This is a genomic window from Stenotrophomonas sp. DDT-1 (assembly GCF_001580555.1).
Taxonomy (GTDB): Bacteria; Pseudomonadota; Gammaproteobacteria; order Xanthomonadales; family Xanthomonadaceae; genus Stenotrophomonas; species Stenotrophomonas sepilia.
The window spans coordinates 11873-38320 of record NZ_LEKR01000003.1 but is presented as its reverse complement, the minus strand read 5'-3'; the positions used below and the strand labels follow the sequence as shown (position 1 = coordinate 38320).

The 26448-nt window shown below is 67.3% G+C and carries 25 protein-coding genes, 1 tRNA gene and 1 pseudogene; 17 read left to right on the top strand and 10 right to left on the bottom strand.

Annotated elements, in window-relative coordinates:
- Positions 1 to 67 precede the first annotated feature (67 nt).
- The 5 genes from def (at position 68) to AB839_RS02195 (ending at position 6100) form a co-directional block, all read left to right on the top strand.
- A complete protein-coding gene (def, locus tag AB839_RS02215) occupies positions 68 to 580 on the top strand; it encodes a peptide deformylase (RefSeq protein ID WP_005419619.1) in 513 nt (170 codons plus the stop codon).
- A gap of 120 nt (positions 581 to 700) precedes the next feature.
- Complete coding sequence (gene fmt / locus AB839_RS02210; RefSeq protein ID WP_061478130.1) at positions 701 to 1624, top strand: methionyl-tRNA formyltransferase; 924 nt, start codon at positions 701 to 703, stop codon at positions 1622 to 1624.
- Positions 1625 to 1627: 3 nt separating this feature from the next.
- The gene (gene rsmB, locus AB839_RS02205; protein WP_061478129.1) at positions 1628 to 2959 is read left to right on the top strand and encodes a 16S rRNA (cytosine(967)-C(5))-methyltransferase RsmB; all 1332 of its coding nucleotides are present in this window, start codon (positions 1628 to 1630) and stop codon (positions 2957 to 2959) included.
- 22 nt (positions 2960 to 2981) lie between these two features.
- Positions 2982 to 4691, top strand: coding sequence for a glycosyltransferase family 39 protein (locus AB839_RS02200; RefSeq protein ID WP_061478128.1), 1710 nt, complete (start codon positions 2982 to 2984; stop codon positions 4689 to 4691).
- A 152-nt stretch (positions 4692 to 4843) separates the two neighbouring features.
- On the top strand, positions 4844 to 6100 hold the full coding sequence (locus AB839_RS02195; RefSeq protein ID WP_061478127.1) for an O-antigen ligase: 1257 nt from the start codon (positions 4844 to 4846) through the stop codon (positions 6098 to 6100).
- A gap of 30 nt (positions 6101 to 6130) precedes the next feature.
- On the opposite strand, the gene AB839_RS02190 is transcribed toward AB839_RS02195, so the two are convergent.
- Entirely contained in the window at positions 6131 to 6937 is an 807-nt protein-coding gene (locus tag AB839_RS02190; protein WP_061478126.1) for a glycosyltransferase family 2 protein, read from the bottom strand.
- Between AB839_RS02190 and AB839_RS02185 the strand changes: the two genes are divergently transcribed.
- Positions 6936 to 7994, top strand: a complete 1059-nt coding sequence (locus AB839_RS02185; RefSeq protein ID WP_061478125.1) for a CDP-glycerol glycerophosphotransferase family protein — start codon at positions 6936 to 6938, stop codon at positions 7992 to 7994. The two genes, AB839_RS02190 and AB839_RS02185, sit on opposite strands and share 2 nt — an antisense overlap.
- A 91-nt stretch (positions 7995 to 8085) precedes the next feature.
- Here the strand turns inward: AB839_RS02185 and AB839_RS02180 are convergent, their stop codons facing one another.
- From AB839_RS02180 to AB839_RS02165, 4 genes are all read right to left on the bottom strand, one after another.
- Positions 8086 to 9624, bottom strand: a complete 1539-nt coding sequence (locus AB839_RS02180) for a PH domain-containing protein (RefSeq protein ID WP_061478124.1) — start codon at positions 9622 to 9624, stop codon at positions 8086 to 8088.
- Entirely contained in the window at positions 9621 to 10121 is a 501-nt protein-coding gene (locus tag AB839_RS02175) for a PH domain-containing protein (RefSeq protein ID WP_005419594.1), read from the bottom strand. The genes AB839_RS02180 and AB839_RS02175 overlap by 4 nt, the downstream gene beginning before the upstream one ends.
- Positions 10122 to 10196: 75 nt before the next feature.
- Complete coding sequence (gene ribA / locus AB839_RS02170; protein ID WP_061478123.1) at positions 10197 to 11333, bottom strand: GTP cyclohydrolase II RibA; 1137 nt, start codon at positions 11331 to 11333, stop codon at positions 10197 to 10199.
- Between the two features lie 87 nt (positions 11334 to 11420).
- On the bottom strand, positions 11421 to 12341 hold the full coding sequence (locus AB839_RS02165; protein ID WP_061478122.1) for a lauroyl acyltransferase: 921 nt from the start codon (positions 12339 to 12341) through the stop codon (positions 11421 to 11423).
- Between the two features lie 61 nt (positions 12342 to 12402).
- Here AB839_RS02165 and dtd point away from each other — a divergent pair, with 61 nt between their 5' ends.
- The 4 genes from dtd (at position 12403) to AB839_RS02145 (ending at position 15480) form a co-directional block, all read left to right on the top strand.
- The gene (gene dtd / locus AB839_RS02160) at positions 12403 to 12843 is read left to right on the top strand and encodes a D-aminoacyl-tRNA deacylase (protein ID WP_005419588.1); all 441 of its coding nucleotides are present in this window, start codon (positions 12403 to 12405) and stop codon (positions 12841 to 12843) included.
- Between the two features lie 90 nt (positions 12844 to 12933).
- Positions 12934 to 14787, top strand: coding sequence for an RNA polymerase sigma factor RpoD (gene rpoD, locus AB839_RS02155; protein ID WP_005419586.1), 1854 nt, complete (start codon positions 12934 to 12936; stop codon positions 14785 to 14787).
- A gap of 265 nt (positions 14788 to 15052) precedes the next feature.
- Positions 15053 to 15364 (top strand): hypothetical protein, encoded by a 312-nt coding sequence (locus tag AB839_RS02150; RefSeq protein ID WP_061478121.1) that lies wholly within the window; start codon positions 15053 to 15055, stop codon positions 15362 to 15364.
- 40 nt (positions 15365 to 15404) lie between these two features.
- A tRNA-Ile gene (locus AB839_RS02145) sits at positions 15405 to 15480 on the top strand.
- A 660-nt stretch (positions 15481 to 16140) separates the two neighbouring features.
- Here the strand turns inward: AB839_RS02145 and chrA are convergent.
- Positions 16141 to 17472: a chromate efflux transporter gene (gene chrA / locus AB839_RS02140; protein WP_342668042.1), complete on the bottom strand. Its 1332-nt coding sequence runs from the start codon at positions 17470 to 17472 to the stop codon at positions 16141 to 16143.
- Between the two features lie 164 nt (positions 17473 to 17636).
- Positions 17637 to 18035, bottom strand: coding sequence for a DoxX family protein (locus AB839_RS02135; protein ID WP_061478119.1), 399 nt, complete (start codon positions 18033 to 18035; stop codon positions 17637 to 17639).
- 118 nt (positions 18036 to 18153) lie between these two features.
- Between AB839_RS02135 and AB839_RS02130 the strand changes: the two genes are divergently transcribed.
- Both AB839_RS02130 and AB839_RS02125 read left to right on the top strand, forming a co-directional pair.
- Positions 18154 to 18573, top strand: a complete 420-nt coding sequence (locus AB839_RS02130) for an H-NS histone family protein (RefSeq protein ID WP_061478118.1) — start codon at positions 18154 to 18156, stop codon at positions 18571 to 18573.
- 49 nt (positions 18574 to 18622) lie between these two features.
- Positions 18623 to 19030, top strand: coding sequence for a hypothetical protein (locus AB839_RS02125; protein ID WP_061478117.1), 408 nt, complete (start codon positions 18623 to 18625; stop codon positions 19028 to 19030).
- 23 nt (positions 19031 to 19053) lie between these two features.
- Here the strand turns inward: AB839_RS02125 and AB839_RS02120 are convergent, their stop codons facing one another.
- On the bottom strand, positions 19054 to 19695 hold the full coding sequence (locus AB839_RS02120) for a glutathione S-transferase family protein (RefSeq protein WP_061478116.1): 642 nt from the start codon (positions 19693 to 19695) through the stop codon (positions 19054 to 19056).
- A gap of 467 nt (positions 19696 to 20162) precedes the next feature.
- Here AB839_RS02120 and AB839_RS02115 point away from each other — a divergent pair, with 467 nt between their 5' ends.
- Positions 20163 to 20615 (top strand): PA2169 family four-helix-bundle protein, encoded by a 453-nt coding sequence (locus tag AB839_RS02115; protein WP_005419568.1) that lies wholly within the window; start codon positions 20163 to 20165, stop codon positions 20613 to 20615.
- Positions 20616 to 20749: 134 nt separating this feature from the next.
- Here AB839_RS02115 and AB839_RS02110 read toward each other — a convergent pair whose 3' ends face one another.
- Positions 20750 to 24100 (bottom strand): autotransporter serine protease, encoded by a 3351-nt coding sequence (locus AB839_RS02110; RefSeq protein ID WP_061478115.1) that lies wholly within the window; start codon positions 24098 to 24100, stop codon positions 20750 to 20752.
- An 83-nt stretch (positions 24101 to 24183) separates the two neighbouring features.
- On the opposite strand from AB839_RS02110, the gene AB839_RS21840 reads away from it, so the two are divergent.
- The 3 genes from AB839_RS21840 (at position 24184) to AB839_RS02095 (ending at position 25155) form a co-directional block, all read left to right on the top strand.
- On the top strand, positions 24184 to 24408 hold the full coding sequence (locus AB839_RS21840; RefSeq protein WP_061478114.1) for a hypothetical protein: 225 nt from the start codon (positions 24184 to 24186) through the stop codon (positions 24406 to 24408).
- A 91-nt stretch (positions 24409 to 24499) separates the two neighbouring features.
- On the top strand, positions 24500 to 24700 hold the full coding sequence (locus tag AB839_RS22070; RefSeq protein ID WP_061478113.1) for a hypothetical protein: 201 nt from the start codon (positions 24500 to 24502) through the stop codon (positions 24698 to 24700).
- A 104-nt stretch (positions 24701 to 24804) separates the two neighbouring features.
- Entirely contained in the window at positions 24805 to 25155 is a 351-nt protein-coding gene (locus tag AB839_RS02095) for a VOC family protein (protein WP_061478112.1), read from the top strand.
- 126 nt (positions 25156 to 25281) lie between these two features.
- Here AB839_RS02095 and AB839_RS02090 read toward each other — a convergent pair whose 3' ends face one another.
- Positions 25282 to 25584, bottom strand: a complete 303-nt coding sequence (locus tag AB839_RS02090; protein ID WP_061478111.1) for a KGG domain-containing protein — start codon at positions 25582 to 25584, stop codon at positions 25282 to 25284.
- A gap of 192 nt (positions 25585 to 25776) precedes the next feature.
- Between AB839_RS02090 and AB839_RS02085 the strand changes: the two are divergent.
- Positions 25777 to 26446, top strand: a pseudogene (locus AB839_RS02085) (S41 family peptidase); the annotation flags it as partial.
- Positions 26447 to 26448: the final 2 nt, after the last annotated feature.

Genomic DNA, 26448 nt, shown 5'->3' with positions numbered 1-26448 from the left:
AAGGCAAGCGTTGGAGCTAGAATCTGCGACGTATGCCGGCGTGCCGGCCCCCTATCCGGAAACAGCCATGGCCCTTCTCCCCATTCTCGAGTTCCCCGATCCGCGCCTGCGTACCAAGGCTGCGTTGATCGACGCCGCCGAAGTCACCACGCCGGCCTTCCAGGAACTGATCGACAACATGTTCCAGACCATGTACGACGCCCCGGGCATCGGCCTGGCGGCCACCCAGGTGGACGTGCACAAGCGCTTCATGGTCATCGATGTCAGCGAAGAAAAGAATGAACCGCATGTGTTCATCAACCCGGAAATCGTCGCCAGGGACGGGGGCCGGGTGTACCAGGAGGGCTGCCTGTCGGTCCCGGGCATCTTCGCCGACGTCACCCGCGCCGACACCATCACCGTGAAGTACCTGGACCGCAACGGCCAGGAGCAGCAGCTGGAGGCCGGTGAAGTGCTGGCCACCTGCATCCAGCACGAGATGGACCACCTGGACGGCAAGCTGTTCATTGACTACCTGTCGCCGCTCAAGCGCGAGATGGTCCGCAAGAAGCTGGCCAAGCAGCGCAAGCACGTGGCGTGATCGCCCATCCGGGCCGCCCTTCGGGTGGCCCGTGCCTGCGCGACGCGCGCGGGCTGCACGGCGCCGGCCGACGGCGCCGTTTTCTTTCCTGCACGAATCCATCCTGCAAGTGGGGTAGCCATGAGGATTGTCTTTGCCGGTACGCCGGAATTCGCGGTGTCGTCGCTGCGCGCCGCGGCGCGCCACCACGAGGTCGTGGCCGTCTATACCCAGCCTGACCGGCCGGCCGGCCGTGGCCGTGGCCTGGCGCCGTCGCCGGTCAAGCTGGAAGCCGTGGCCCGTGGCATTCCGGTCTACCAGCCCGAATCACTGAAGGACGAGGCTGCCCAGCAGCAGCTGCGCGACCTGCAGCCGGACCTGATGGTGGTGGTGGCCTACGGCCTGATCCTGCCCAAGGCAGTACTGGCGATCCCGACCCACGGCTGCTGGAACGTGCATGCCTCTCTGCTGCCGCGCTGGCGCGGTGCTGCGCCGATCCAGCGCGCGATCCAGGCCGGTGACGCAAAGACCGGTGTGTGCCTGATGCAGATGGAAGCGGGCCTGGATACCGGCCCGGTGCTGCTGCACCAGGAACTGCCGATCGCTGCCACCGATACCGGTGGCCAGCTGCATGACAAGATGGCCGAGCTGGGTGCACAGGTCCTGTCCGACGGCCTGGGCCTGCTGCGGGCCGGCATCAAGCCGATCGCGCGGCCGCAGCCGGAGCAGGGCGTGACCTATGCGCACAAGCTGGACAAGGCCGAAGCCCGTCTGGACTGGGCGCAGGGCGCCGATGTGCTGGCGCGTACCGTGCGTGCCTTCAATCCGTGGCCGATCGCCGAAGCGACGCTGGCTGGCGAACGCGTGCGCATCCATGGCGCGGTGGCGCTGGATGCGGCCCACGGCCAAGCGCCGGGCACGGTGCTGGCGGCCAGCCGCGATGGCATCGACATCGCCTGTGGCCAGGGCGCACTGCGCTTGCGTACGCTGCAGCGCGAAGGCGGCAAGGCGATCACCGCCGCCGACTACCTCAACGCCCGCCGTGATCTGCGCGTGGGAGCATAAGCGGTGTCGAAGCAGAACGATTTCTCCGTGGCCAAGGCGGCGCCGGGCGCGGCCACGCGCATGCTGGCCGCGCGTGTGCTGGCACAGGTGTTCACCCGTGGCCGTTCATTGAAGGCCGAACTGGCCTGGGCGCTGCCGAAGCTGGCCGACAGCCGCGATCGTGCCCTGCTGGAAGCGCTGTGCTTTGCGGTCCTGCGTCGCCGCAGTACCTATGACGCTGCCTTGCAGTCGTGGATGCAGAAGCCGCTGTCGGCGCGCGACGCCGACCTGCGCACCCTGTTGATGGTGGGCTTCGCCCAGCTGGACGTGCTGGAACTGCCGGCGCATGCGGCGCTGTCGGCCACGGTCGATGCCGCGCGTGCGCTGGGCCGTGAGCGCCAGGCCGGCCTAGTCAATGCGATCCTGCGCCGCGCGCAACGCGAGGGTTTCCCGGAGCAGCCGGCGCGCGATGCCTTCCCGGAATGGCTGGCCGATGCGGTGGAACGCGATTGGCCGGCACAGGCCGAGGCGATCTTCAGCGCCAGCCTGCAACCGGCACCGTTGTGGCTGCGTGCCAACCGCCAGCACGGTGGCCGCGACAAGGCACTGGCGGCACTGGCCGAGGCGGGCATTGCCGCCGAACCCAGCGCGCTCTGCGCCGATGCATTGCGCCTGGCAGCCCCCGTTGCGGTGAACCAGCTGCCGGGTTTTGCCGACGGTGCACTGTCGGTGCAGGACCTGTCGGCGCAATGCGCAGCCGACGCGCTGGCGCCCGCGACCGGCGCCCGCGTGCTGGACGCCTGTGCGGCGCCCGGTGGCAAGTCGGCGCACCTGCTGGAACGTGACCCCAGTCTGCGCCTGCTGGCGCTCGATATCGATGCGCGTCGCCTCGCGCGCGCCCGCGATACCTACACCCGCACCGGTGTGGGTGAGGGCGCGCAGACCCGGGTGGCCGATGCCAGCGATCCCGGGGCCTGGTGGGACGGCACGCCGTTCGACGCCATCCTGCTCGATGCCCCGTGCTCGGCCACCGGCGTGATCCGCCGCCAGCCGGACGTGATGTTCCACCGCCGCGCCGAGGACATCGATGCGCTGGTCGGCGTGCAGGCCCGCCTGCTGGAGGCCTGCTGGTCGATGCTGCGCCCGGGAGGCGTGCTGCTGTACGCCACCTGTTCGATCCTGCGCGCCGAGAACGTCGATCAGGTGCGAGCCTTCCTGAAGTGGCATCCGGACGCAGCGGCACAGCCTCTGGATGACACATTCGGCCTCGATTGCGAGGGGATTGCGCGCCAGCGCCTGCCGGGTGACAACGATGCTGACGGTTTCTTTTACGCGCGTCTGCTAAAAACAGCCTGACCCCGCTGACGTTCCGAGTCCCATGCTGAAATCCCGCGCGTCGCGCGAGACGTGGTTGTTCGTGGTGATGGCCCTGCTGGTGCTGGGGGCCGGGCTGGGCCTTCGTGATCCGTGGCCGTCGGACGAACCGCGCTTTGCGCTGGTGGCCAAGCAGATGTTCGACAGCGGGCAGTGGCTGTTCCCGCATCGCGGCACCGAGCTGTACTCGGACAAGCCGCCGATGCTGATGTGGTGGCAGGCCACGCTGTACAGCCTGGTCGGGCAGTGGCGCGTGGCCTTCCTGCTGCCGTCGCTGCTGGCGGCCCTGGGCACGCTGTGGTGCGTGGTCGACCTGGGGCGGCGCCTGTGGACGCGGCGGGTGGGGCTGTATGCCGGCTGGGCGCTGCTGTTCGCGCTGCAGTTCACCTTCCAGGCGAAGAAGGCGCAGATCGACCCACTGCTGCTGCTGTTCATCACCCTGGCCAACTACGGCCTGCTGCGCCACCTTCTGCTGGGACCCAGCTGGCGCTGGTGGTGGCTGGGCTGGTTCTTTGCTGGCATCGGCGTGATCACCAAGGGCGTGGGGATGCTGGCGCTGCTGATGCTCGTGCCTGCGGCGATCGCCGCGGCGCTGCAGTGGCCACGGGTGGGACTGCATGCGCGCGATGCGCGCTTCTGGCTGGCGCCGCTGGCCTTCCTGCTGGCGGTGTCGTTGTGGCTGGCGCCGATGCTGCTGGCCGGCTTTGCCACCGGCTCGGACGAGTACCGGGCCTACATGGACGACATCCTGTTCCAGCAGACGGCGCGGCGCTACGCCCATTCCTGGGACCACCACCAGCCCGCCTGGTACTTCCTGGCGACGATGCCGCTGATGTGGATCCCGGCGTTCCTGGCCCTGCCCTGGGCGATTCCGGCGTGGCGCCGCCGGCTGCGCCGCCGCGACCCGCGCTACCTGCTGCCGCTGGCCTGGTGGCTGATGGTGGTGCTGTTCTTCTCGATTCCGGCCGGCAAGCGCGATGTGTACATCCTGCCGGCGCTGCCGATGTTCTGCCTGGTGCTGGCGCCGCTGTTGCCTGGATTGCTGAGGCGGCGCGATGTGCAGGCCGTGGTGGGGGTGTTCACCGGCCTGCTGTCACTGGGCCTGGCCCTGGCCGGTGCGATGGCGGTGCTGGGCGACCCGGCCTTCGAGCTGCGCCTGACCCACAGCCGCGGGCTGGGGCCCGGCGCTGTCGACGCACTGGCCTGGACGATCCTGGCGATGGGCGTGTGGGGCGGATTGAGCCTGCTGGCCTGCGGCCGTCGCCGGCATCTGGCGCTGGTGTCGACCCTGGCGATGGTCTGGGTGCTGTACAGCCTGGTCGGCTATCCGCTGCTGAACGATTCCAGTTCCGCCCGCGGCCTGATGCGCACGGTTGGTGACCGTCTGGGACCGGATGCCGAATTGGGGCTGGTGGCCTGGAAGGAGCAGCATCTGCTGTTGGCCGACCGCCCCGCAGCGACCTTCGGTTTCGAGACGGACTGGGACGAGCAGCTGATTGCGGCCACGCGCTGGCAGCGGCTGGCGCCCGGACGCCGCTGGTTGCTGGTGCACGAATACGCGATGCTGTCGTGCGTCGACCGCAACCGTTCTGAACTGGCCGGCGTGGCCAACCGGCGGCGCTGGTGGCTGGTGCCGGCAGCAGCGGTGAAGGTGCCCTGCGTGGTCACTGCAGAGGAGCGCGAACGTGAACGGCGTTTGCGGGAACATGACTAGCCACCACGATTCCGGCTTGTCCAGTCTGCCCAAGCGGGCCCAAAGGCAGTAAAACAGCAGGCTGGGACGGCCTGCGTTGGCCCGTCCCGTTCTTCCCGCAGATTGCAGCGATACTTCCCGACGTGCCAGCTTCACCGGACAACCTGAACCCCTTGGCCGGAAACCCGCTGGGCGTTCCCGCCGGTGGGCGCCATGGGGTCGCGCATGCGCTCGCCCAGCTGGGCCTGTTCTGCCTGCCGGCACTGGTGCTGACCGTGCCGATCAACCTGTTGCCGTATGGCCTGCTGCTGCTGCTCAGCACGCTGCTGGCGCCGGAGCTGCTGTGGCGCGCGCGCGGCATGGCCGGTCAGCCGGTGAAAGTGCTGGCCTGGCTGATGCTGGCGGTGCTGGCGCTCGGCGTACTGTCGGTGGTGTTGTTCGAGCAGGGCCTGCGTGACGTCGACAACCGCTCGCGATTCGTGGTGATCCCGTGGATCGCGCTCTGGGTCTGCGCGCTGCGTCCCAACCTGCGGTGGCTCTGGTACGGATCATTGACCGGCCTGCTCGCCACCTTCGCGATGTCGCTGTGGCAGGTGCTGGGTGGCGCCCCGCGCGCAGAGTTGTTCACCAACGCCATCGTGCTGGCCGACATCGTGATGGTGTTGATGGTGCTGCTGGTGTTCTGTCGCCCATCGCGGCGCTGGTCGCTGGTGATCCTCGGCATGGCCGCCGGCTGCGGCACCATCGTGCTGACCGGCAGCCGCGGCGTGTTCGCCGCCCTGCTGGCGCTGCTGGTGGTGCTGGCACTGAGCCTGCGCTGGCGCACCGGCGCGGCGCGCCTGTCGGTGCTGGCCGGCATGCTGGCGATCGGTGCGACCCTGCTGCTGTCGGTGCCGGAGCTGCGTCACCAGGTGCGCCTGAGCGAGCTGCACAGTGACGTGCAGCGGATGGAACTGGGCGACAGTGATTCTTCTGCCGGTGCCCGCGTGGAACGCCTGCAGGTGGCCTGGGAGACCTTCCTCGATCACCCGCTGGTGGGCGTTGGCATCGGTCATTTCGACAGCGCGATGCTGCGCGTGCCGGTCTGCCGTGAGAATCCGGAAGAGATGCGTTGCCACCTGGGGCATGCGCACAACGATGTTGCCGAATGGGCAGCGACCCAGGGCGTACCGGGCCTGCTGCTGTTGCTGGCGGTGTATGGCATCCCGCTAGGGGTGTTCGTGCGGCTTCATCGCCGCAGCGGACGGACGACCTTCCGGGGGCCGGCCGCAGCCGGCATCATGCTGGTGATCACCTATGCGCTGTGCGGCCTGACCCAGTCGATGTTCGCGCACCAGATGACGGCCAGTTTCTACGTGACCCTGGTCGGCCTGCTGACCGGCCTGTCGATCGTCGAAGGCGCGCGCCACCGGGCAGTCACCGGGGCGTGATGCATCGGCGCGCCGGGCAGGGCCCGGCGATCAGGGGTTCGGCGGGTCGGCTACGGCCTGGCCGTTGCCCAGCATCCACAGCATGATGGTCTTCTGGCGCACGTAGTTGGCGCGCACATAGGCGTACACCAGGCCATGCCAGCCGTCGCGGAAGCCGCCACGGAACACGAAGCCGCGCCAGAACCGCCAGGCCGGTGCCAGCACCAGCTTGCCCAGGGTGGCCCGCTTGCCGCGCGCGAACTCGTGCTCGGCCATCATCCGCGCGTACTTCTCGGTCTTGGCCAGCTGCTGCTGCAAGGAGCGGTAGGGGTAGTGGACCAGGTCGCCGCGCAGGGTACCGACACTGCCATCGACGCTGGCGGCCTCGTGGATCTCGCGCTTGCCGCGCCAGCCGCCACGGCGGCGGTCGAACAGGCGCATCACCCGGTCCGGGTAGGCATTGCCATGGCGCAGGAACTTGCCGAAGTACTCCGACAGGCGTGCGAAGCGATAGCCGGCATGGCCAGCGAAGCCACCGTCGCGGGCCTGTTCGATGGCCTCACGCAGTTCCGGGCTGATCCGCTCATCGGCGTCCAGGCACAGCACCCAGTCGTGGCCGGCCTGCTCGACGCAGTACGCCTTCTGGCTGCGGAAGCCGTCGAACGGGCGCTGCAGCACGCGGGCGCCTGCGGCCTCGGCGATGGCCACGGTGGCATCGGTGGAGTAGGAGTCCACGACGACGATCTCATCGCAGAAGGCCAGCGAGGCCAGGCAGTCGCCGATGCGGCCGGCCTCGTTGAACGCGATAATGCAGGCCGAGATGCGAGGCCGTTCGATGGGAGCGGTCGTGGAGGACATGATGGCCGGGTACCTGTTGTTTGCGACGGAGCGCTATGCGCTGCCTATTCTCGCCCCGTTGGCGCAGGCCTTGCACGTCTCCGGGCAGGAGGTGGCGGCCTGGTTCGAGGGCGGCGCGGCCGGCAGCCAGCTGCCGGGAGTGCCCAACATCGGCCTCAAGCAGGCGCTGGCAATGCGGCCGCGGGCGGTGTTCAGCGCCGCCAACTGGGTGCCGACCTTCCTTTCGGGAGCCAAGGTGCAGCTGTTCCATGGCTTCAACGTGGAGAAGCGGGACAGTGCGCGCGGCCACTTCCGGGTGCGCGGCATGTTCGACCTGTACTGCACGCAGGGGCCGGCCACCACCGGGCCGTTCCGCGAGATCGCGGCCCTGCAGGGCCACTTCGCGGTGGCCGAGACCGGCTGGCCGAAGCTGGATCCGCTGTTCCGCGACGATGGTGGCGAGAGCGCCGCGCTGCGCGCCGCCGCTGGAGGACGCCCGGTGATCCTGTTCGGTTCGACCTTCACCGAACGCCTGAGCGCAGCCCCGCACCTGCATGCGCAGATTGCTGCCGACATCGCAGAGGGCAACCGCTACTGGCTGCTGACCCTGCACCCGAAGTGCCCACCGGAATTGTTCGAACGCTACCGCGCGCTGGCCGGTGCCAATGCGCGCTTCATCGAGCCGGAGCAGGTGATGGCCGCACAGCGCGCCGCCGATGTGCTGGTGTCCGATACGTCCTCGATCGTTTCGGAGTTCATCGTCCAGCACAAGCCGGTGGTGACCTTCCGCAACCGGGTGCCCAAGCCGCACATGATCGACTTCGATGACCCGGTGCAGCTGCCGGCGATGCTGCAGCGCGCGCTGCATCCCGACGCCGCGCTGCAGGCGGAGATCGTGCGCTACGCCGATGCCATCCATCCGTACCGCGATGGCCTGTCCAGCGAGCGCGTGATTGCGGCTACCGAGGATTTCCTGTCCGGTGAAATGGGCGTGCTGCGGCGCAAGCCGTTCGGCAGCTGGGTGCGCGACCTGCAGATCCGCAAGGACCTGGGGTATTGGGGGCCGTCGCAGCGGTAAGCCGAGCGTGGGCTCGGCTCTACAGTAGATCCACGCCATGCGTGGATGCGCGACCCCGGCCGCGGTAGTGTCGGCCAGCGGCCGGCACTGCCTACCAGCGCAGCTTGCGCCGCGCCAGCGCGGCCGCCAGTTGATCCATCACCTGTTGCGCCTGCGCCTGCGGCAGGTAGTGCAGGATCAATGCCACATCGCCATGCGCGCCGGCGGTATCCAGCTGCAGGCTGCTGGTGCCCAGCAGCTTGTCCAGTGGCGAGCGCAGCAGGCGCAGGCCCTGCACCTTGTCCAGCTCGGCCCAGCGCCACCAGCGCTTCCACCAGCCGCCGCGCACGGCGACGTAGTGGTCATCCAGATACCAGCCCATGCGCGCCATCTGCCGGTGGGCCACCAGCAGCGCCAGCGGCAGCCAGGCCAGCACGATCAGGCCCCATGATCCCCAGCGCCAGTACGCGGCGGCGGCCAGCAGGGGAACCAGCAGCAGCGCGCCCAGGCACAGCCGCCACCAGCCACGCTGCGGAATGGACTGCCATTGCGCCGGCGGCCACTGCAGTTGAGGCAACAGGTGCTGCACCAGCTGCTCGCAGCGCATTGCCGGGGCCAGCGGTGCCAGCTCGCGCAGAGCGCGGTCCTGGTCCCGCGAAGGGCCGCCGGCGGCGCTGTCGACGCGCAGCTGGCGCAGGCCGAACCAGCGATGCAGGGTGGTCTCGTACAGCGTCCAGGCCTGGATGCGGCGACGCGCGACACTGCTGCGGGTTCGGCTGACCAGGCCAGCCGAGACGGTCAGCCGGCGATCCTGCTCGCTGAGAGTGAAGCCGTGATAGCGCAGCAGGGTCAGCACCACCGACAACGCACGCAGCGCCAGCCAGCCCAGCAGCAGGGCTGCGGCCAGCAGCAGGAAGGCGCCGGCCACGCCGGGATGCAGGTGGCTTGCGTAGCCGAAGGCCTCCCTGCCACCACGCTGGATGGCCGCGTCCATCACCGGCCGCGGCACGGTCTGGAACAGCACGCCGAAGGCGGCGATCGCCAGTGCCCATCCGCGGTTGGAGAGCAGGCCCATGCGCACCACGTCCCAGCTCGACAGGCGCAGCAGCACCTGTTCGGTGTCGGCCCCGGTGATCGAGGGAGTGGCAACGGCGTCGGCGGGCTGCGGTGCCTGCCCACGCTGGCGCACCAGCCGTTCCAGCGCCAGCGCCTGGTCCAGCCTCAGTACCCGCATCTCGGCTTCCGGCCGCACGCCGCCGGCCGATTCCAGGCGCAGCTCGGCCACACCGAACAGCCGGTGCAACGGGTTCTGCCGCACTTCCACGTTGTGGATGCGGGCGAACGGGATCTCGCGGCGGTTGCGCGCCAGCAGCCCGCTGCGCACGGTGATGGCATCGCTGCCGATGCGGTAGCGGTAGCTGAGGTACTGCAGCACCGAGACCAGCACCAGTGCCGCGATCGCCGACAGTGGAATCAACTGCGCCCACATCGGGTCGCGCTCGCCACGCTGGCCGAACACCAGCAGCGCGACCAGCGGCAGGAAGTAGTGTCGCAGCTGCATCAGCAGCACGAACAACCACGACCACGGGTGCAGGCGATGGTCCTCGCCACCGGCAGGCAGCGATGCGGGCAGGGGCGGCGGCAGGCTCACAGGGCGTCGGCGTCCTGGTCGAGCTGGTGCGAGAGGGTGTCGCGCAGGCGCTCGGCGTCGGCTTCATCCAGGCCGTTGACGGTGACCGCGCTCATGCGGGTACCGGCAGTGTGCACGATCAGCGTGGCCAGGCCGGCGCGTCGCTCCAACGGGCCCCGGCGCAGGTCCAGGTGCTGTACGCGCGAAATGGGAATCCGGGTTTCCAGCTGCCACATCAGGTCGCGGCGCAGGCCCAGGCCCTGGTCATCCAGGCGCCAGCGGGTGCGGGTCAGTCGCCGGCGGCCGAGCCAGGCGCCGAAGAGGATGCCGATCAGCAGCCCCAGGGCGGCAGTCCACAGGCCGCCGGGCAGATCGAAGAACCAGGCAGCTGCGGCCAGTGGCAGACCCGGTACGAACAGTCCGCCGAAGGCGCCTTCCAGTGCGGCCAGGCGGGCGGCACGTTGCGGCAGCGATTGCCAGGCTTCGGTGGTCGGGGCGATGGGGGCGACGTCGGTCACGCGGGCTCCGTCAGGTGGCAGGGCGAGCGGCGGCGGCGGTGGCCGCACCGCGCAGACGGTAGCAGGTCGGCTGTGTTACTGGGCAGCCTGGATCAGCGCATCGACATCCAGCAGGTGACCAGCACGATCGGCCTTGGTGCGCAGGTAGTGTTCGTTTTCCGCGGTGATCTCGCCGGTGACCGGAATGCAGTCCAGCACCTCGATGCCGGCATTGCGCAGGCGCTGTGCCTTGGTCGGGTTGTTGCTGAGCAGAGCCACGCGCGAAATGCCCAGGCCATGCAGCATCGCCACCGCACTGCCGTAGCGGCGTTCGTCGGCACCGAAGCCCAGCTGTGCATCGGCGTCGATGGTATCCAGGCCGTCGTGCTGGTAGCCATAGGCGCGCATCTTGGCGGCGATACCGGTGCCGCGGCCTTCCTGGTCCAGGTACAGCAGCACGCCACCGCCCAGTTCCTTCAGCTTGCGCAGGCCGCGCCGCAGCTGGTCGCCGCAGTCGCACTTGAGCGAGCCGAACAGGTCGCCGGTCAGGCACGAGGAGTGCACGCGTACCGGTACCACCGCCGACAGGTCCGGTTCGCCGACGATGATCGCGACCTGGTCGCGCTGGGCCACGCCGCCGCGGAACACCGCGAAGGTGGTCATGCCGACGTCGCGCAGCGGTACCGGCGAACGCGCCACCAGTTCGTAGTCGTGGGCCGCATGTGCTGCGCCTTCGGCCAGGTCGCACAGGGCCACCTCGGCGGCACCGTCGAACGTGTGGTCATCCACGTCCAGGCGCACCGCGACCATTGCCGGCAGCAGCAGGCCCAGGCGGGCCAGCTCCACCGCGCCGGCATCGAAGGCGTCGCCGGCCGCCCAGCCGTCGGGCATGGGGCCGGGCTCGCGCAGGTAACCCAGCGAGGGCAGGGTATCGAAGGCAATGCCGGCCAGCGGCAGGCGCGCGCCTTCCGGTGCTTCCACGCCGAGCACGCGGGCGCGGGTGGCGGTCAGGAACAGGTAGTGGCGCTCGCGCGCGGCAGCGGCGAACGTGGCAAAGCTGCTGGCAGTGGCGCTGTCCAGTGCAATCACCGCCAGGCGCTGGCCCTGGCCATCGTGGAGCAGTACCGGGCGACCGGCACGCAGTTCGGCCACCGCGCGTTCGCAGCGGATCGCGGCGGGGTCGCCGAACAGGGAAGAGGCAGCAAGCATGGCAGGACCGGGGGAGGCGGACATCGCAGTCTCTATGGGGGCGACGGCGTCGTATTCAACGTGGTGCGGCCGCCGGTCGCAGGGGCCGGACGGGCCCGCGTGATGCGACCGTCAGTGCGGATGCTCTTCGGTCGCGTACGGGTCTTCCTCGCCGCTGCCTGGTGGCCGCAGCGTATAGCGCTTGTAGGTCCACTGGTACTGCGTCGGGTCGCGGCGGGCGATGCGCTCGATGCCGGCGTTGAGCGCGGTGGCCGCCAGCTGCGGGTCCGGGTCGGCCACGGCGGGGTCGGTCGGCTCGATGTGCAGGGCGAATTCCATGTCCGGCCCGATGCGCTCGCACCAGCCATACAGCACGGTGGCGCCGGTGCGCTCGGCCAGCCGGTTGACCAGGGTCATGGTCAGTGCCTGCACGCCGAAGAACGGCACGAACACGCCGTCGCCGGCCTTGGGTTGCTGGTCGGGCAGGATGCCGGTGGCACCGCCGTCCTTGAGCACCTTGAACAGCTGGCGCACGGCGGGGCCCTCGGCGCGTACCTGCTGCACGTTCTGGCCGCCCCGCACCAGCTGCAGGAAGGCGTCGCTGGCCTCGTCCTCTGGTGGCTTGTAGACGATGGCGATGTGCCCGCGCGAGGCCAGCCACTGGTTCAGCAGCTCCCAGTTGCCGAAGTGGGGTGCGGCCACGATCACGCCCTTCCCGCTGGCCAGCGCCGCGTCGTACAGGGCTTCCCCGTGGCGCTGCTTCAGGTGCAGGCGCAGGTTGTCGGCCGGCCTCTGGCTCCAGAGCCGCAGCGTCTCGATGGCCTGCAGGGCGGTGGAGCGCAGCAGCTCGCGGTGCAGGCGGTCGCGCGCCGGACCGTCCAGTTCCGGGTAGGCCAGTTCCAGGTTGCGCCGGGTGACGCGGCTCTCGCGAGCGTTGAGACGGACCCACGTCCACGCCAGGGCATGCGCGAACGCCCGCAACACTGGCCAGGGCAGGCGGGCGAACAGGGTGGTGGCGCGGTAGACCAGCCGGGCTTTGCGTTGCGGATTCATCGGCGCCAGTTTAGCCAAGGGCGCTGCTATCGTGGCCGGCCCTGTTCATTGGAAGCCCACGATGCTCGTCCTGATCCAGCGCGTCAGCCAGGCCGCCGTCCACGTCGACCAGGAAGTGGTGGGGCAGATCGGCCCCGGCCTGCTGGCCCTGGTCGGCATGGAACCGGGCGATACCGAGGCCCAGCTGCGACGGATGGCCGAGCGCCTGCTGGGCTACCGGGTGTTCGCCGACGAGGCCGGCAAGATGAACCGGTCGCTGCGCGACACGGGCGGCGGCCTGCTGCTGGTCAGCCAGTTCACCCTGGCCGCCGATACCCGTTCGGGCATGCGCCCCAGTTTCACGACCGCCGCACCGCCGGACGAGGCTGAACGCGGGTTCAATCGATTTGTCGAGATCTGTCGTGAAAATCACGCGCCCGGGGTGGAAACGGGCCGATTTGGTGCCCATATGGTCGTCAGCCTGGTCAATGACGGTCCCGTGACCTTCCTTCTCAGGCCCTGAGCCTGCGGGACCACCGCCCGGCAGGCGGGGCCCCGGGCTGGTATAATGCTACGTTCCCTATTTCTCCCTAGCCGGTGGCGCGAGCACTACATGGCCAACGAACGTCCTGCCCAATCCGAAATCAAGCAACTGATCAGCAAGGGCCTGGAACAGGGCTACCTGACCTACGCCGAAGTCAATGACCATCTGCCGGACGACATGGTCGACCCGGAACAGATCGAAGACATCATCGGCATGATCAACGGCATGGGCATCGATGTCCATGAAGTTGCGCCGGATGTGGAAACCCTGCTTCTCAACGATGGCAACACCGGCAACCGCGAAGTCGATGACACCGCGGCTGAAGAAGCTGCCGCCGCGCTGAGCGCGCTCGACACCGAAGGTGGCCGTACCACCGACCCGGTGCGCATGTACATGCGCGAAATGGGCACCGTCGAGCTGCTGACCCGCGAAGGCGAAATCGCCATCGCCAAGCGCATCGAGGAAGGCCTTTCGCAGGTCCAGGCGGCCCTGGGCCAGTTCCCGGTTTCGGTCGAGTCGCTGCTGAACGACTACGAAGCCCACAAGGAAGGCAAGAAGCGCCTGGCCGAAGTGATCGTCGGCTTCAACGACCTGGTCGACGAAGAGCCGGCACCGCCGGCGGTCGTTGCCGATGACAGCGCCGATGCGGACGCCGAAGGCGACGAGGACGAGGACGACGATGTCGACGGTGGCGATGAAGAAGCCGCACCGACCGGTCCGGATCCGGAGGAAGTCGCCGCGCGCATGCAGGCACTGAGCGATGCCTTCAACGCTTTCAAGAAGGCCGCGACCAAGGGCGACAAGAAGAACCTGCCGCGCCTGCGCGAAGAGATGTCGGCGGTGTTCGTCACCCTGAAGCTGCCGCTGCCGCTGACCGACGTGCTGACCAAGCAGTTGCGCGACACCATGGCCGACATCAAGTCGCATGAGCGCCGTGTGCTGAACCTGGCCACCGTCACCGCGCGCATGCCGCGCAAGGACTTCATCCGTTCCTGGGAAGGCAACCAGACCAACCTGGAGTGGGTGGAAGACGCACTGAAGCGCAAGCAGAAGTGGTCGTCGGCCCTGCGCGAAGTGAAGGACCAGATCATCGCCGAACAGCAGGCGACGATCGACATCGAGAAGCTGACCCAGCTGGACCTGGAAGAGCTGAAGGAAATCAGCCGTGCCATGGCCTACGGTGAAGCCAAGGCGCGCAAGGCCAAGAAGGAAATGGTCGAGGCCAACCTGCGCCTGGTGATCTCGATTGCCAAGAAGTACACCAACCGTGGCCTGCAGTTCCTCGACCTGATCCAGGAAGGCAACATCGGCCTGATGAAGGCCGTGGACAAGTTCGAGTACCGCCGCGGCTACAAGTTCTCGACCTACGCCACCTGGTGGATCCGCCAGGCGATCACCCGCTCGATCGCCGACCAGGCGCGCACCATCCGTATTCCGGTGCACATGATCGAGACGATCAACAAGTTGAACCGCATTTCCCGCCAGATGCTCCAGCAGTACGGCCGCGAGGCTACGCCGGAGGAGCTGGCCAAGGAAATGGACATGCCGGAAGACAAGATCCGCAAGGTGATGAAGATCGCCAAGGAGCCGATCTCGATGGAAACCCCGATCGGCGACGACGAGGATTCCCATCTGGGCGACTTCATCGAGGACACCAACGTGGAGTCCCCGATCGAGAACACCACCAACATCAACTTGTCTGAAACCGTTCGCGACGTGCTGGCCGGCCTCACCCCGAGGGAAGCCAAGGTGCTGCGCATGCGCTTCGGCATCGACATGAACACCGACCACACGCTGGAAGAGGTCGGCAAGCAGTTCGACGTGACCCGCGAGCGCATCCGCCAGATCGAAGCGAAGGCCCTGCGCAAGCTGCGTCACCCGAGCCGTTCGGAGCAGCTGCGCAGCTTCCTGGATATCGATTGATAGCCAGCGGCTGTTGAAGCGTTGAGAGAGACCCCGCCTGGTGCGGGGTTTTTCTTTGGTCGTTCCCGGCCATGCCGCTCGGATCCTGACGATGTCGCATCTGCCATTTGATTACGTCCCGCGGTGGCCGCACGCTGACCGTGCAGATGCTCAACACATCGCGTAGGCAGGCCGGTCTCCATCGGCGCTGATGCAAGCGCGCAGCAGGTCACGTACATCACATGCGGCCTGCGGCACTGATTTGCCATGCATCCGGAGTAACGCCATGAATGATGTGGAGCACGATCTGTCTGATTCCCGGCAGACTGATTTTTCGTCGCTGCTTGATTGGGATGAGGTGATGCAGGATGAGCGTGAGGATCGGCTGGGGTTTGCCCGCCGCACGACGTATGCGTTGCTGACGCTGTCTGGTGCGGAACTGGTCGAGGGCTTTGACGGCGGCAACCAGAAGGCACTGGAAGAGGCCAGGAGGACGGTGGCGCTGTTCCAGGCACATCTGCGGCGGCAGATGTGGTTTGCGGAAGCGGCGGAGAAGCGGTTGGGGCGCGTTGCTGAGGCTCTTGCTGCTGCCGGGTAGCCGATCGAGCATGGCCTCCACTACACTGTGGCGCTGCGCAGGGCCTATAGCTCAACGGTTAGAGCAGGGGACTCATAATCCCTTGGTTCCAGGTTCGAATCCTGGTGGGCCCACCATCGAATCAGGCACTTGGAATTATCTGCAGTGTCTTTTCGTCGAGCCAGCGCAACCCGGTGGCATGCACAAAGCTCCGCCGCCTGAGCGAGCGTCATCAGCTTGTTAGCCTGATCCATCAGCGCTTCCCCTTCGTTGGTCACAGCGGCTCAAGCGGGCAAGAGCCTCTTCCACCCGCGCAGACCTCGGTGCAACAGATGGAGTGTTGGAGCCAACACGCCCACGCATGGCCCAGTGGCTGGCATTGTGAATAGCCCTATACAGTTCACTCTTCTCATAGAGCTGCTTGCCCATGAAGTTCCTAGGGACAAGGCCGAGATCAGGAGCGTTCTTCCGGAACTGGCCGGACGACAGCCGCAATAGTGCGCGGCCTCGTCAACAGTGAGCCACTCCTTGCCTGAAATATGAAACGAAGGACCGCCAACCGCTGGCGGAGAGCTTTGATCTCGTCCTGCAGGGAAATGTCGGGTTCAGAGGTATCCATTTAGATCTTCGCCAGCGTGTCCCGACCACCCCGCCGCAGTACGGGCCGTGCCGGAACCCAGGAGATCGGCGAACGGGATTTCAGGGACAGTCACGTCGCCTCCACCGGACGTTCGCCGGGCTGTGCGCCAGTGGCCTACGCCCCTGTGCGGCCCATGGTGCTCCACGCGCACGCTCACTCACCAGTTCCGCATCAGGTACACAGCCAAACCCAGCAGCGCGCAGCAGGCCAATACCTGGATGACACCCCGTTTGAAACGGAACAGGGCCACGACGGCGAACAGCGTGAGCAGCGCCGATGGCCAATCGAACGGGCCGACAAACCCCTGCGGCCAGAACACGTGGTAGCCAAAAAACAGGGCCAGGTTGAGGATCACGCCGACCACGGCGGCGGTGATGGCCGTCAACGGCGCGGTGAACTTCAGTTCGTTGTGCGTCGATTCCACCAGCGGGCCACCCGCGAGAATGAGCAGGAAAGAGGGCAGGAAGGTGAACCAGGTGACCACGCTGGCAGCCACCGCGCCAGCCAGGAATGCCTGACCAGTACCCACTGCATCAGCGGCATGCCCACCGACGAAGCCGACAAAGGCCACCACCATGATCAGCGGCCCCGGCGTGGTCTCGCCCAAGGCCAGGCCGTCAATCATCTGCGTGGGTGTCACCCAGCCGTAGTGGACCACCGTGCCCTGGTAGACATAGGGCAGCACCGCATAGGCGCCGCCAAAGGTCAGCAGTGCGGCCTTGGTGAAGAACCAGCCCATCTGGGTCAACGTGCCTTCCCAACCAAACAGCGCGGTCAACACGCCCATGGGCAACGCCCATAGCGCCGCGCCTGTGGCTGCCAGCACGATCAGGCGCCGCCAGCGAAAGCGCGCATGCGCCGGCGCAGGGGTATCGTCGTCGATCAGCGCAGGTCCGAACGTCTGCCGCGGGGCACGTTGGTCACCATCGACGCCGAACATCCGTGGGGCGAATCGTCCGCCGCAATAACCGATCAGCGCAGCACCCAGTACGATCAGCGGGAAGGGCAGGCCGAAGGCGAAAATGGCCAGAAACGAGGCAGCGGCGATCACCTGCAACCAAGCATTCTTCAGCACGCGCGTGCCGATGCGATAGGCGGCATGCACCACGATGGCCGTGACGGCCGGCTTGATCCCGTAGAACAACCCGGCCACCACGGGCATTTCACCGAACGTCACATAGAGCCATGACAGCCCGATCAGGATGAGCAGCGAGGGCAGCACGAACAGCATCCCGGCAACCACCCCGCCCCAGGTACGGTGCATCAGCCAGCCAATGTAAGTGGCGAGTTGCTGGGCTTCCGGCCCGGGCAACAACATGCAGTAGTTCAGTGCATGCAGGAAGCGCCGTTCGGAAATCCAGCGCCGACGCTCGACCAGCTCCTGGTGCATGATCGAAATCTGACCGGCGGGACCGCCAAAACTGATGAAGCCGAGCTTCAGCCAGAAGGCAACGGCCTCCCGGAAGCTGACCGATCGCGGTGGCTGCAGCGGATCCTGCGTGTCCTGCACTGTGTGCTTCACGTTGAGACGATTCCCTGACGAGGTTGGCCAGCCAGCCGTCAGCAATGACGGAAGTCGCGGTCAGCCGTTGATCGTCCTGGTCCAGTGCCTCCCGCATCCGGCGAGGGTACTCTCGCTGCCCTGGTCTGGCGTTACAGCTGCGTGCGCCGCCCACGCCCATCGATGCTGTAGCGCCCGGCTCCGGTGCAGGCCAGCAGCAGGAAGCCACCGGCCAGGCCCAGGTTCTTCAGGAACATGATCTGCTGGGTCTGATCGGCGAAGTTGTGGTGGAAGATGAAAGCGGTGACCAGGCTGAAGCCTGCGAGCACGACCGCCACCAGCCGGGTCTGGAAGCCGAGCAGGATGCACAGGCCGCTGCCGATTTCGAAGGCGATGGTCGGCCAGAGCAGGATGCCGGGTACTCCCATCGCCTCCATGTAGCCCTGGGTACCGCTGAGATCGCCGAGCTTGCCCAGCCCGGAGACCAGGAACAGGGCCATCAGCAGGATGCGTGCAAGCAGGTAGGCGAGCGAATGCGATGAAGTGCTCACGTCGAGGTCCTCGGAGATGGCCGACGCAGGCGATCGGAGCCCACCGGCGGTGAAGCCCGTGTCTACGCGCCGGGCAAGGCGCCTTGACAGCTGCCGCGCTGCAGTAGACCTTTCCCGCATGACGATCGATATTGAATCGCTCAGCCTTCGCGAGCTGGGTGCCCTGGTGGTTGCCGCTGAACAGCGGAAACAGCTGATTTCCAGCCGCCGTCCGGCCAGTGCGGTGCGGCGGATGCTGAAGGCCGCCGCCGCCGAAGCCGGCTACACCCTCGAAGAACTCTTCGGCGGCCAAGCCTCGGAAACACCTGCGCCCGCCCGCAAACCCGCCCGCCGTAAATCCGGCAAAGTCGCGCCCAAGTATCGCGACCCGGAATACAAGCGCCTGACCTGGACCGGTCGCGGGCGCATGCCGCGCTGGTTGGCGTCCAAGGTGTCGATGGGCCACAAGGTCACCGATTTCCTGATTCCTGGCTTGGCCAGGCCGACCGCTGGCAGGACCAGCACCATCGGCAAGCGGACCGTCATCAAGAAGGGATGAGGCTGCAGCACTGCTACCCTGCCCGGGTCTTTCAACCAAGGAACACGGGATGGCACACGCGAGTGGCATGACGATCACGCCGAAAGTCCTGCACGCCGCCGCAGGCGCGGCCGTGCTGGTCAGCCTGTTGGCCTGGGCGGTGGAATGGAGCGGGATGGCCTATGTCTGCCCGTACTGCCGCGTGCAGCGCACGGTCATCGGCGTGCTCGGCCTGCTGACGCTGTTCGCGCGCCCGGGGAGCCTCATCGTGCCCTGGTTGTCGTACACAGCGGGTGGCTTCGCCTTCGTGGTCGCAGCGATGCAGCACTTCAACGGTTGGAAACGCATTTCCGCAGGCGACTTCAGTTTCAATGAGCAGTGGTACATCGACCCTTGGCTGTTGTCGGGCTGCGCGATGCTGATCCTGGTGGCGCAGCTGATGCTGGTGCAGGCCGCCTGCCGGCGCAGCTTGCGCTGAGTGTTTCCACGCATGGCGTGGAACTACCCGTTCTGGAATACCGCCAGCTGCGCGGCGAAGGCGCGCTGGTAGGCGGGCCGCTGCGTCGCGCGGGCCACATAGGCGGCCACCGTCGGATACTCGTCGAGCAGCCCGCTGCTCTTCAGGCGCAGCAGCACCGAGACCATCATAAGGTCGCCCACGCTGAACTCGCCGTCCAGCCACAGCGCCTTGGCCAGCCATGTCGACAGTTGCGCCAGTCGCGCCCGAACCCGCTCATCCAGCATCGGCAGCCGTTGCGCGTACCACGGCTGCTCGCGCTCCAGCACCCAGGCCATGGAGCGCTCAACGATGGGTGGTTCCACCGTGTTCAGCGCAGCGAACACCCACATGAGCGCGCGCATGCGGGCGTCCGGATCGCGCGGCAGCAGGCCGGGGTGCTGTTCGGCCAGGTGCAAGACGATGGCGCCGGATTCGAACAGGGTCCGGTCGCCCTCCTGCCAGGTGGGAATCTGCCCGAACGGATTCCGTGCCAGGTGCGCGGGCTGCTTCATTTCGGTGAAGGTGAGCAGTTGTACGTCATAGGCTACGGCCAGTTCCTCCAGTGCCCAGCGCACGCGCATGTCACGGGCCAGGCCCTGGCCGCGGTCGGGGGAGGTGGCGAAGGCGGTGAGGATGGGAGGCATGGGGGCAGTCCGCGGTCAAGGATGGCTTTGATGCTCTGACGAGCGAGTGCGCCGTAAATCGACATGCGGGCGGTGCCCTGCACGTTGCCTGCACGTGTTCTGCACGCACGCACTGTCCTGGATACATCAGTCTGCCGGGGTCATCCGCAGAGACAGGTAACAGGCATGAATACCCCCGGAAAACCGAAGCCCAGTTGGCGCCAGAGAAACGTGCTGATGGGAGCACTCGTTGCGGTCCTGGTGATCGTGCTGATCATCCTCTTTGTTCCTTGGTGACCCTGCCCAGGATCGCTCGATGTGATCCACGCGCCACCGCCGCGTGAAAAAGTCAGTGCGGGTTGGGTGAAGTGATGTACGTATCAATCGTTGCTCACCTGCGAACCACACGAGTGTGTCCAGAGTGGATCCACAGGCAGCGCGGTCGAGGCTGCTTTTCTCCCCCGAAACGACGATACAGGAGCAACGCCATGAGCACCCAGTCCACCATCGAACATCGTCTCAACGACCTGATCGAGATCGCCCGTGACGGCAAGTCGTTCTATGAAGAAGCGGCGACCAAGGTGAAGGATGCCGAGCTGTCGGCCCTGTTCACCCGCATCGCCGGCGTCAAGGGCCGCATCGTCGCGGCGCTGAGTGGTTCGGTGGCTGCCAGCGGCGGCAAGCCGGCCGAGCATGGCACCGTGGTGGGTTCGATGCAGCAGTTCTACGGGAAGGTGCGTGCAGCCTTCGGTGACACCAACTATGGCTATGTGGCCGAGCTGGAAGAATCGGAGGACCGCCTGCTGGGCGCGTTCAAGGACGTGCTGAAGGACAACGAGCTGCCGCCGGCGGTACGCCAGGAAGTCACCCAGCTGTTGCCGGAAGTGCAGGAGTGCCACAACGTGATGCGCGCGCGCAAGCATGCGATGAAGGCGGCCTGACGATCAGCGGCGTCCCACTCCCCAGGGTCGCCGCGGCCGGGGCGGCACCGCTGCCCCGGCCACCCTTGCCGGTGTGCTGCTAGAAGGGGGCGGCCATCAGGCCGCCCCGATGCTTCAAGCGCACATTTTCGGAATCAGAACCGCACCGACCAGCGCACATTCGCACTGTGGTCGCGGCTTTCACTGCCGTACTGGCCGCTGTAGCCCAGTTCCAGCTGCTGGCGCTCGGTCAGCCAGGCCGACAGACCCAGTTCGGCCACCACCGCGTTGTCGGCGATCGGCGCGCCGTTGACCGCAAACGTCGTGCTTCCGTTGGCGAAGGCCAGGTTGGCGACCTGGCTGCGATCACCGGAAGCGCGGCGATAGCCGACGCCACCGCGCAGGTGCAGCCAGCTCTCCTGCTGGAACGAAGCCTTCAGTCCCTTGTCGAAGCGCAGGCCGGCAGTGGCGATCGTGGTTCCGGTATCGTCCACCTTGCCCTGCAGTGCCGCTGCTCCGCCGCGTTCGTTGACGCGCTTGAGGTCCACTTCCACGCGTGCGACCTGCAGGTAGGGCTCCAGCCCGGCTTCCGGGCCACCGAAGCGGTAGCCGGCTTCGATGAAGGCCTGGCGGGTACGGGCGTCGTAGCGCGCGCTCAGGCTGTCGCTGAAGCCTGCGAAGGCGACATCACGCGTGCTCTTCACCTCGTGCCTGCTCCACGCCACACCACCGCGCAGGCCGAAACCGCCCCAGTTGTGGCTGGCGTAGGCACCGAAGTGCGTGTTGTCGATCTTCGACTTGGCGCGACGCTCCTGCTGCTTCACGTCGGTGCGGCCCGTACCGGCCAGCACGCCGACCTGCCAGCCGGAGAACTCGCGGTCGATGCCGACCAGCAGGCCGTTGCTGTTGGCTTCGGTGCGGGCAGTGTTGACGTCACCGTCCAGCTTGCTATTGCCACCGATGGCCTGCACCCATGCACCCGTCGCGTCACCCACGTCGCTACCGGGCGCGGCGGCGCCGACACGGCGTGACAACGCGGCATCGCGCACGTAGCGGCTGCCCTCGACCAGGGCGATGGCCGTGGCCGGATGCAGCTCGCCGCTGAGGCCATCGAGCACGCCTCCAACCTGCTGCGGGAACAGCTGGGTCAGTGGTTTGGGCAGGCCCTGGGCGATCGGCAGCAGGTCGGCGGCGGCCGCCACGGCACGCTGGTTGGGCGTGTGCGCGGCGGTGGTCAGTGAAGCGCCACGGGCGACGTCGATGCGCGTGCCGTTGGTGCCGTAGGCCAGGCTGAACTGCAGGAATGGGGAGAACGCGCTGAAGTCGGTCTTGGCGAACTGGCCGTTGATGCCTCCATCGGCACGCAGGAAGTTGAACTGCTCGCCGAGGTAGTACACACCCGGCTCCGGCAGCGCGACCAGCGTGCCGCCAAGGGTGGCGGTGCCGGTCACGTGCAACTGGTCACTGCGGCCACCCGGGGCCAGCTCGGCGGCATAGACGCCGGTGGCACCCTGCACGTAGTTGCCGTTGATGGTCAGCGTGCCGATCGAGTTGCCCGGCGCGATGATGCCGTCCACGCGGGTATGGCCGAGCGTGCCGACGCCCTTCAGCAGGCCGTTGGCGCCGACCGTGGTGGTGCCGCCGGTCTGCGTGCCGTTGAAGGACACCACGCCGCCGTTGATCACCAGGTTGCTGTTGTTCAACACGCCGCTGGCGCTGACCGTGCTCACGCCACCGGTAGTGGTCAGTGCGGTGGAGACCAGGCTGCCGTTGAGCAGCAACTGGCCGCCCTGTACTTCGACCGCCGAGGCAAGCGTGTTGGCGCCGTTCAATTCCAGCGTACCGTCCTGCAGTACCGCGCCGTTGAAGCTGTTGTTGCCGCTCAGGCGCAGCCAGCCGATACCGGATTTGGTCAGCTTGCCAGGGCCACCGATGTCGTTGGTCCAGTTGTCCCAGGCATCGCCTTCCCAGACTTTCAGGCCGCCGGCCTTCTGGTTCATCACCACGTTGGTGTCCACGCGCAGCGAGCCGTAGCCCTCGATGGCCTTCTTCAGGTCCACCATGCCCCAGCCGTAGATCGGATCGATGCCTGCTGCACCCAGGTCGCGTGCGGTGGTCAGCAGCACGTCGCGCACCTGCGCGTTGTCCAGATAGGGGAAGCGCTCCATCAGCAGGCCGAGCGCGCCGGTGATGTGCGGCGCCGCCATCGACGTGCCGGTCTTGGTGCCATAGACGTACTGGGTGTTCTCGCTGTCGATGATCAGCCGCACATAGGCGGAGGTGTTCTCGACGCGGCCCTGGATATCGCCGGACACGATGGTGCTGACGATGTCGGTGCCGGGTGCCGAGATGCACCAGTTGGCGGCAACGCCGCAGATGCTGGAACTGCCATCGATCACATAGTCGGTTTCGCCCGCAGCGGCGTTGGGTCGGCGGACGTTGGCCACGGCCAGCCAGTACGGTTCCAGTTCGGGCTTCCAGCGCGGCATGGCGGCCGTGATTCCGGCGACGGCGCCGCTGCCGTTGCCAGCCGACCACACCTGGATGAGGGTGGAGCCCGGGGTATCGCCATTGCTGGCGTAGATGCTGCCGTACACGCCGTAGTCGGCACCGATGTTGGCGTACTGCTGGTCCAGCGCGGCGGCGGTCATGTTGCGCGTGGAGATGCCCCAGCTGTGGTTGATGGCACGCACGCCCTGCGCCTGGATCTGTGCATACATATCCAGCGTGGCGGCGTCATCCGGATCGGTGCGGTACACCGCGCGCGGGCGATAGTAGTTGTCCGGATCCAGGCGCCACTCATAGTAGGTGTCGCCGAACACGCGGGCGGCGGTGAGATCCGCACCAAAGGCCACGCCATGCATGCCGGTGCCATTGCGGTTGGCGCCGATGGTGCCAAGCACATGCGTTCCGTGGTCGGCGTAGCTGAAGCCATAGGGCTGGCCGGCCGCGATCAGGCGTGCCGCGAGTGCGGCCGGAACGCCGGCACCGAGGCCGTAGTAGTTGTAGCCGGGCTGTTCGCCGCGGGTCTGCCCGCAGGCACCGGTCCCCGCGACCACACCCGGCGTCGCGCAGTCGGCACCGATGGTGATGCTGGAGGTATTGCGTCCTGCAAACTCCGGATGCGCCAGCGCGGAGCCCGAATCGAACAGCGCCAGGCGTACGCCCTTGCCGGTCAGGCCGCGTGCATAGGCGTAGTCCGCGCCCATCGCAGCCAGGCCCCAATCGGCGTTGAACTCATCGCTGCGCCAGCTGGCCGGATCGCCCGGGTTGCCAAGAACGGCGGTGCTGCTGGCGGCAGGTGCAGCGGTTGTCACTGCGGGTGCCATGCTGGCAGCGGGCTGCGCCCACGCGGCCTGCAGCTGGCGCTGCTGCTGCCAGGCCTCGAGTGATTCGCTGGCCATGGCTGGCAGTGCGGTGGCCAGCAGCAGCGAGCTGGCGACGGCAAGCGCCAGCGGGCGGTGCGACAGGGAGCGGGACGAACGGCCGTACAGCGGGTGATTCATCGGACAACTTCCTTGGTTGACGGACAACAAGGCCGTTAACGGCAAGGCAAGGCGACATCCCCCAGTGATGTGAAGACAATTTTATGAACGCGTTAATTTTCTGTGACGGGCATCTGCGGCGGCTCCGCCGGGCAGCGCACCGTGACTCTCTTTCGAGGTGCTGGAGCCGTCTTGTCGGGGCCGGTGGCGGGTCCGATGCGCTGCCGGACAACCCGCCGGACGAGCGCGGCAATTCGTCGATCCTGCCGTGGCGCAACATTGATGAGCTGGCCGGGCAGCTGCGTGTGCTGGGGTTGCTGCACCGCTGAGTCGAGCGGCATCGGCCTTCACCCAGCGTCCCGTGTGCAGCGCTAAGGTGGCCCGGCCTGGGATCACCAGGCTTATCAAGGAGCGATGTCGATGCGTACTTTCGGGAAAGTGATCGCCGGTGTTGTGTTCGCGTTGGCCTGCAGCGGCTCGGTGGCCGTGGCCGGACCGGTCCAGCCCTGCGATCTACCCTGCTGGAAGGCTTACCAGGCATGTGTGTCCGGTGGTGGTGATGCCATGGAATGCCAGTACGAATACGATCGATGTGTCATGGAGCGCTGCGGCGCGGTGTAAGCCCAGCCATGCTCGGCTGAAGACGGGCCCCGTCCGTGACGGGGCTCTTCTGCTCGCGCGCAAGGTCGGGCAGTCTCGACACATTCTTCCTGGCGGAGTGGAACATGGCCGTCAAGCGTGTCGTCGCCAACATCGCCACGCCCGATCCCTCACGTGCCGCGGCGTTCTATGGCGAGCTGCTCGGCATGCCGGTGGTGATGGACCATGGCTGGATCGTCACCCACGGCGGGCAGGGCAGTGCGCTGGCGCAGGTCAGCTTCGCCAGTGAAGGGGGTTCGGGCACGCCGGTGCCGGACCTGTCGATCGAAGTGGACAATCTGCAGGACGTGCTCCAGCGCATGCGCGCGGCCGGCATCGCGCTGGAATATGGCCCGGCCGACGAACCCTGGGGCGTTCGGCGCTTCTTCGTCCGCGATCCGTTCGGTCGGCTGTTGAACATCCTCGCCCACGCCTGAGCGGTGGATGGTGCCTCAGGCACGCTTGGCGGTGCGCGCGGGACGATGACCGTCCACCGGCGTGCTGGCCCTGCTCGCGGCATCCGGGCTGCTCCGGCAGCACAGGCGCGCCTGAACGCGCCGCGGTCAGCCCTGCTGGCGTTGTGGACCGTCCCCCGTTGGCGTCTCTTCGGCCGCTTGCCGCTGCTGCCGTGCATTGGCGTGGCGAGCGTGCCCGCCTTCGCGGCCGATCGCTGCCATGTGCTGGCGGTTGCGGCTGATCGCCTCGCCGCCCTTGCGGCCGGCCACGCGTGCCTCGGCCGGGCTGAACTCATGTGCATTGCCGGACGCATGCGCGGCGCGTCCTCCCTTTGCGGCGATCGCGCGCTGCTTGTCCTGGTCCATCGAGGCGAAGCCACGATGGGAAGTGCCGTGGTGCTGGTCGGCCATGGGAAGGCTCCCGTTGCATGGAAGGGAAGCTCATCCTTGCCGGTGCCCGGCTAACGGAGTGTCCGCACCAGTGCGGCTGCCTTCACGCCGCACCGTACTGCTTTTCACGGCGCAGGTACGCCGCTGCGCGCATCGCCCTGCGTGGCTAGGACGAACTGCACCCTTTACCCAGGCCGGCGTGATGGGTTCGTCCACGTTGAACGCGTGGACGCAGCGGCCGGCCAGGACGATTGGTTGATGGCCTGGCGCGCCGATGCCCGCAGCAATGGTGCCGGCGTGCGCGAGGTGCGGGTGATGGAGGGCAACATCGGCTACCTGCGCCTGAGCACCTTCTACCCGCTCGATCTGGCCCGGCCGAAGCTGGCCGCCGCCTTCACCCTGCTGGCCGACACCGATGGCCTGGTGCTGGATCTGCGCCAGAACGGGGGCGGCGACGATGCGAGTGCCGACCTGCTGGTACGCACGCTGCTGGACGCGAAGATCGACGCGGTGCAGCAGCTGGACCAGCGCGGCCGGCGCACGCCGGTACCGCTGCCGCCTGCCAGCCTGCCTGCGTACCTGAAACCGCTGGTGGTGCTGATCGACCGCCGCACCGGTTCGGCGGCCGAGTTCGTCGCCTATTCGCTGCAGGCACTGGGCCGCGCGCGGATTGTCGGCACGCGCAGTGGCGGTGCCGCGCATATGTTTGGTGATCCTGTGCTGCTGCCCGATGGCTATCAGATCAGTATTCCCGACCGGCAACCCATCAATCTGCGCACCGGTGGAAACTGGGAACGTACTGGCGTGAGGCCTGATGTGGCCGGCGGCGACGATCCGCTGTTCATCGCGGCAACTGCTGGCGCCTGCGAAGTCGTCAAGATGAAC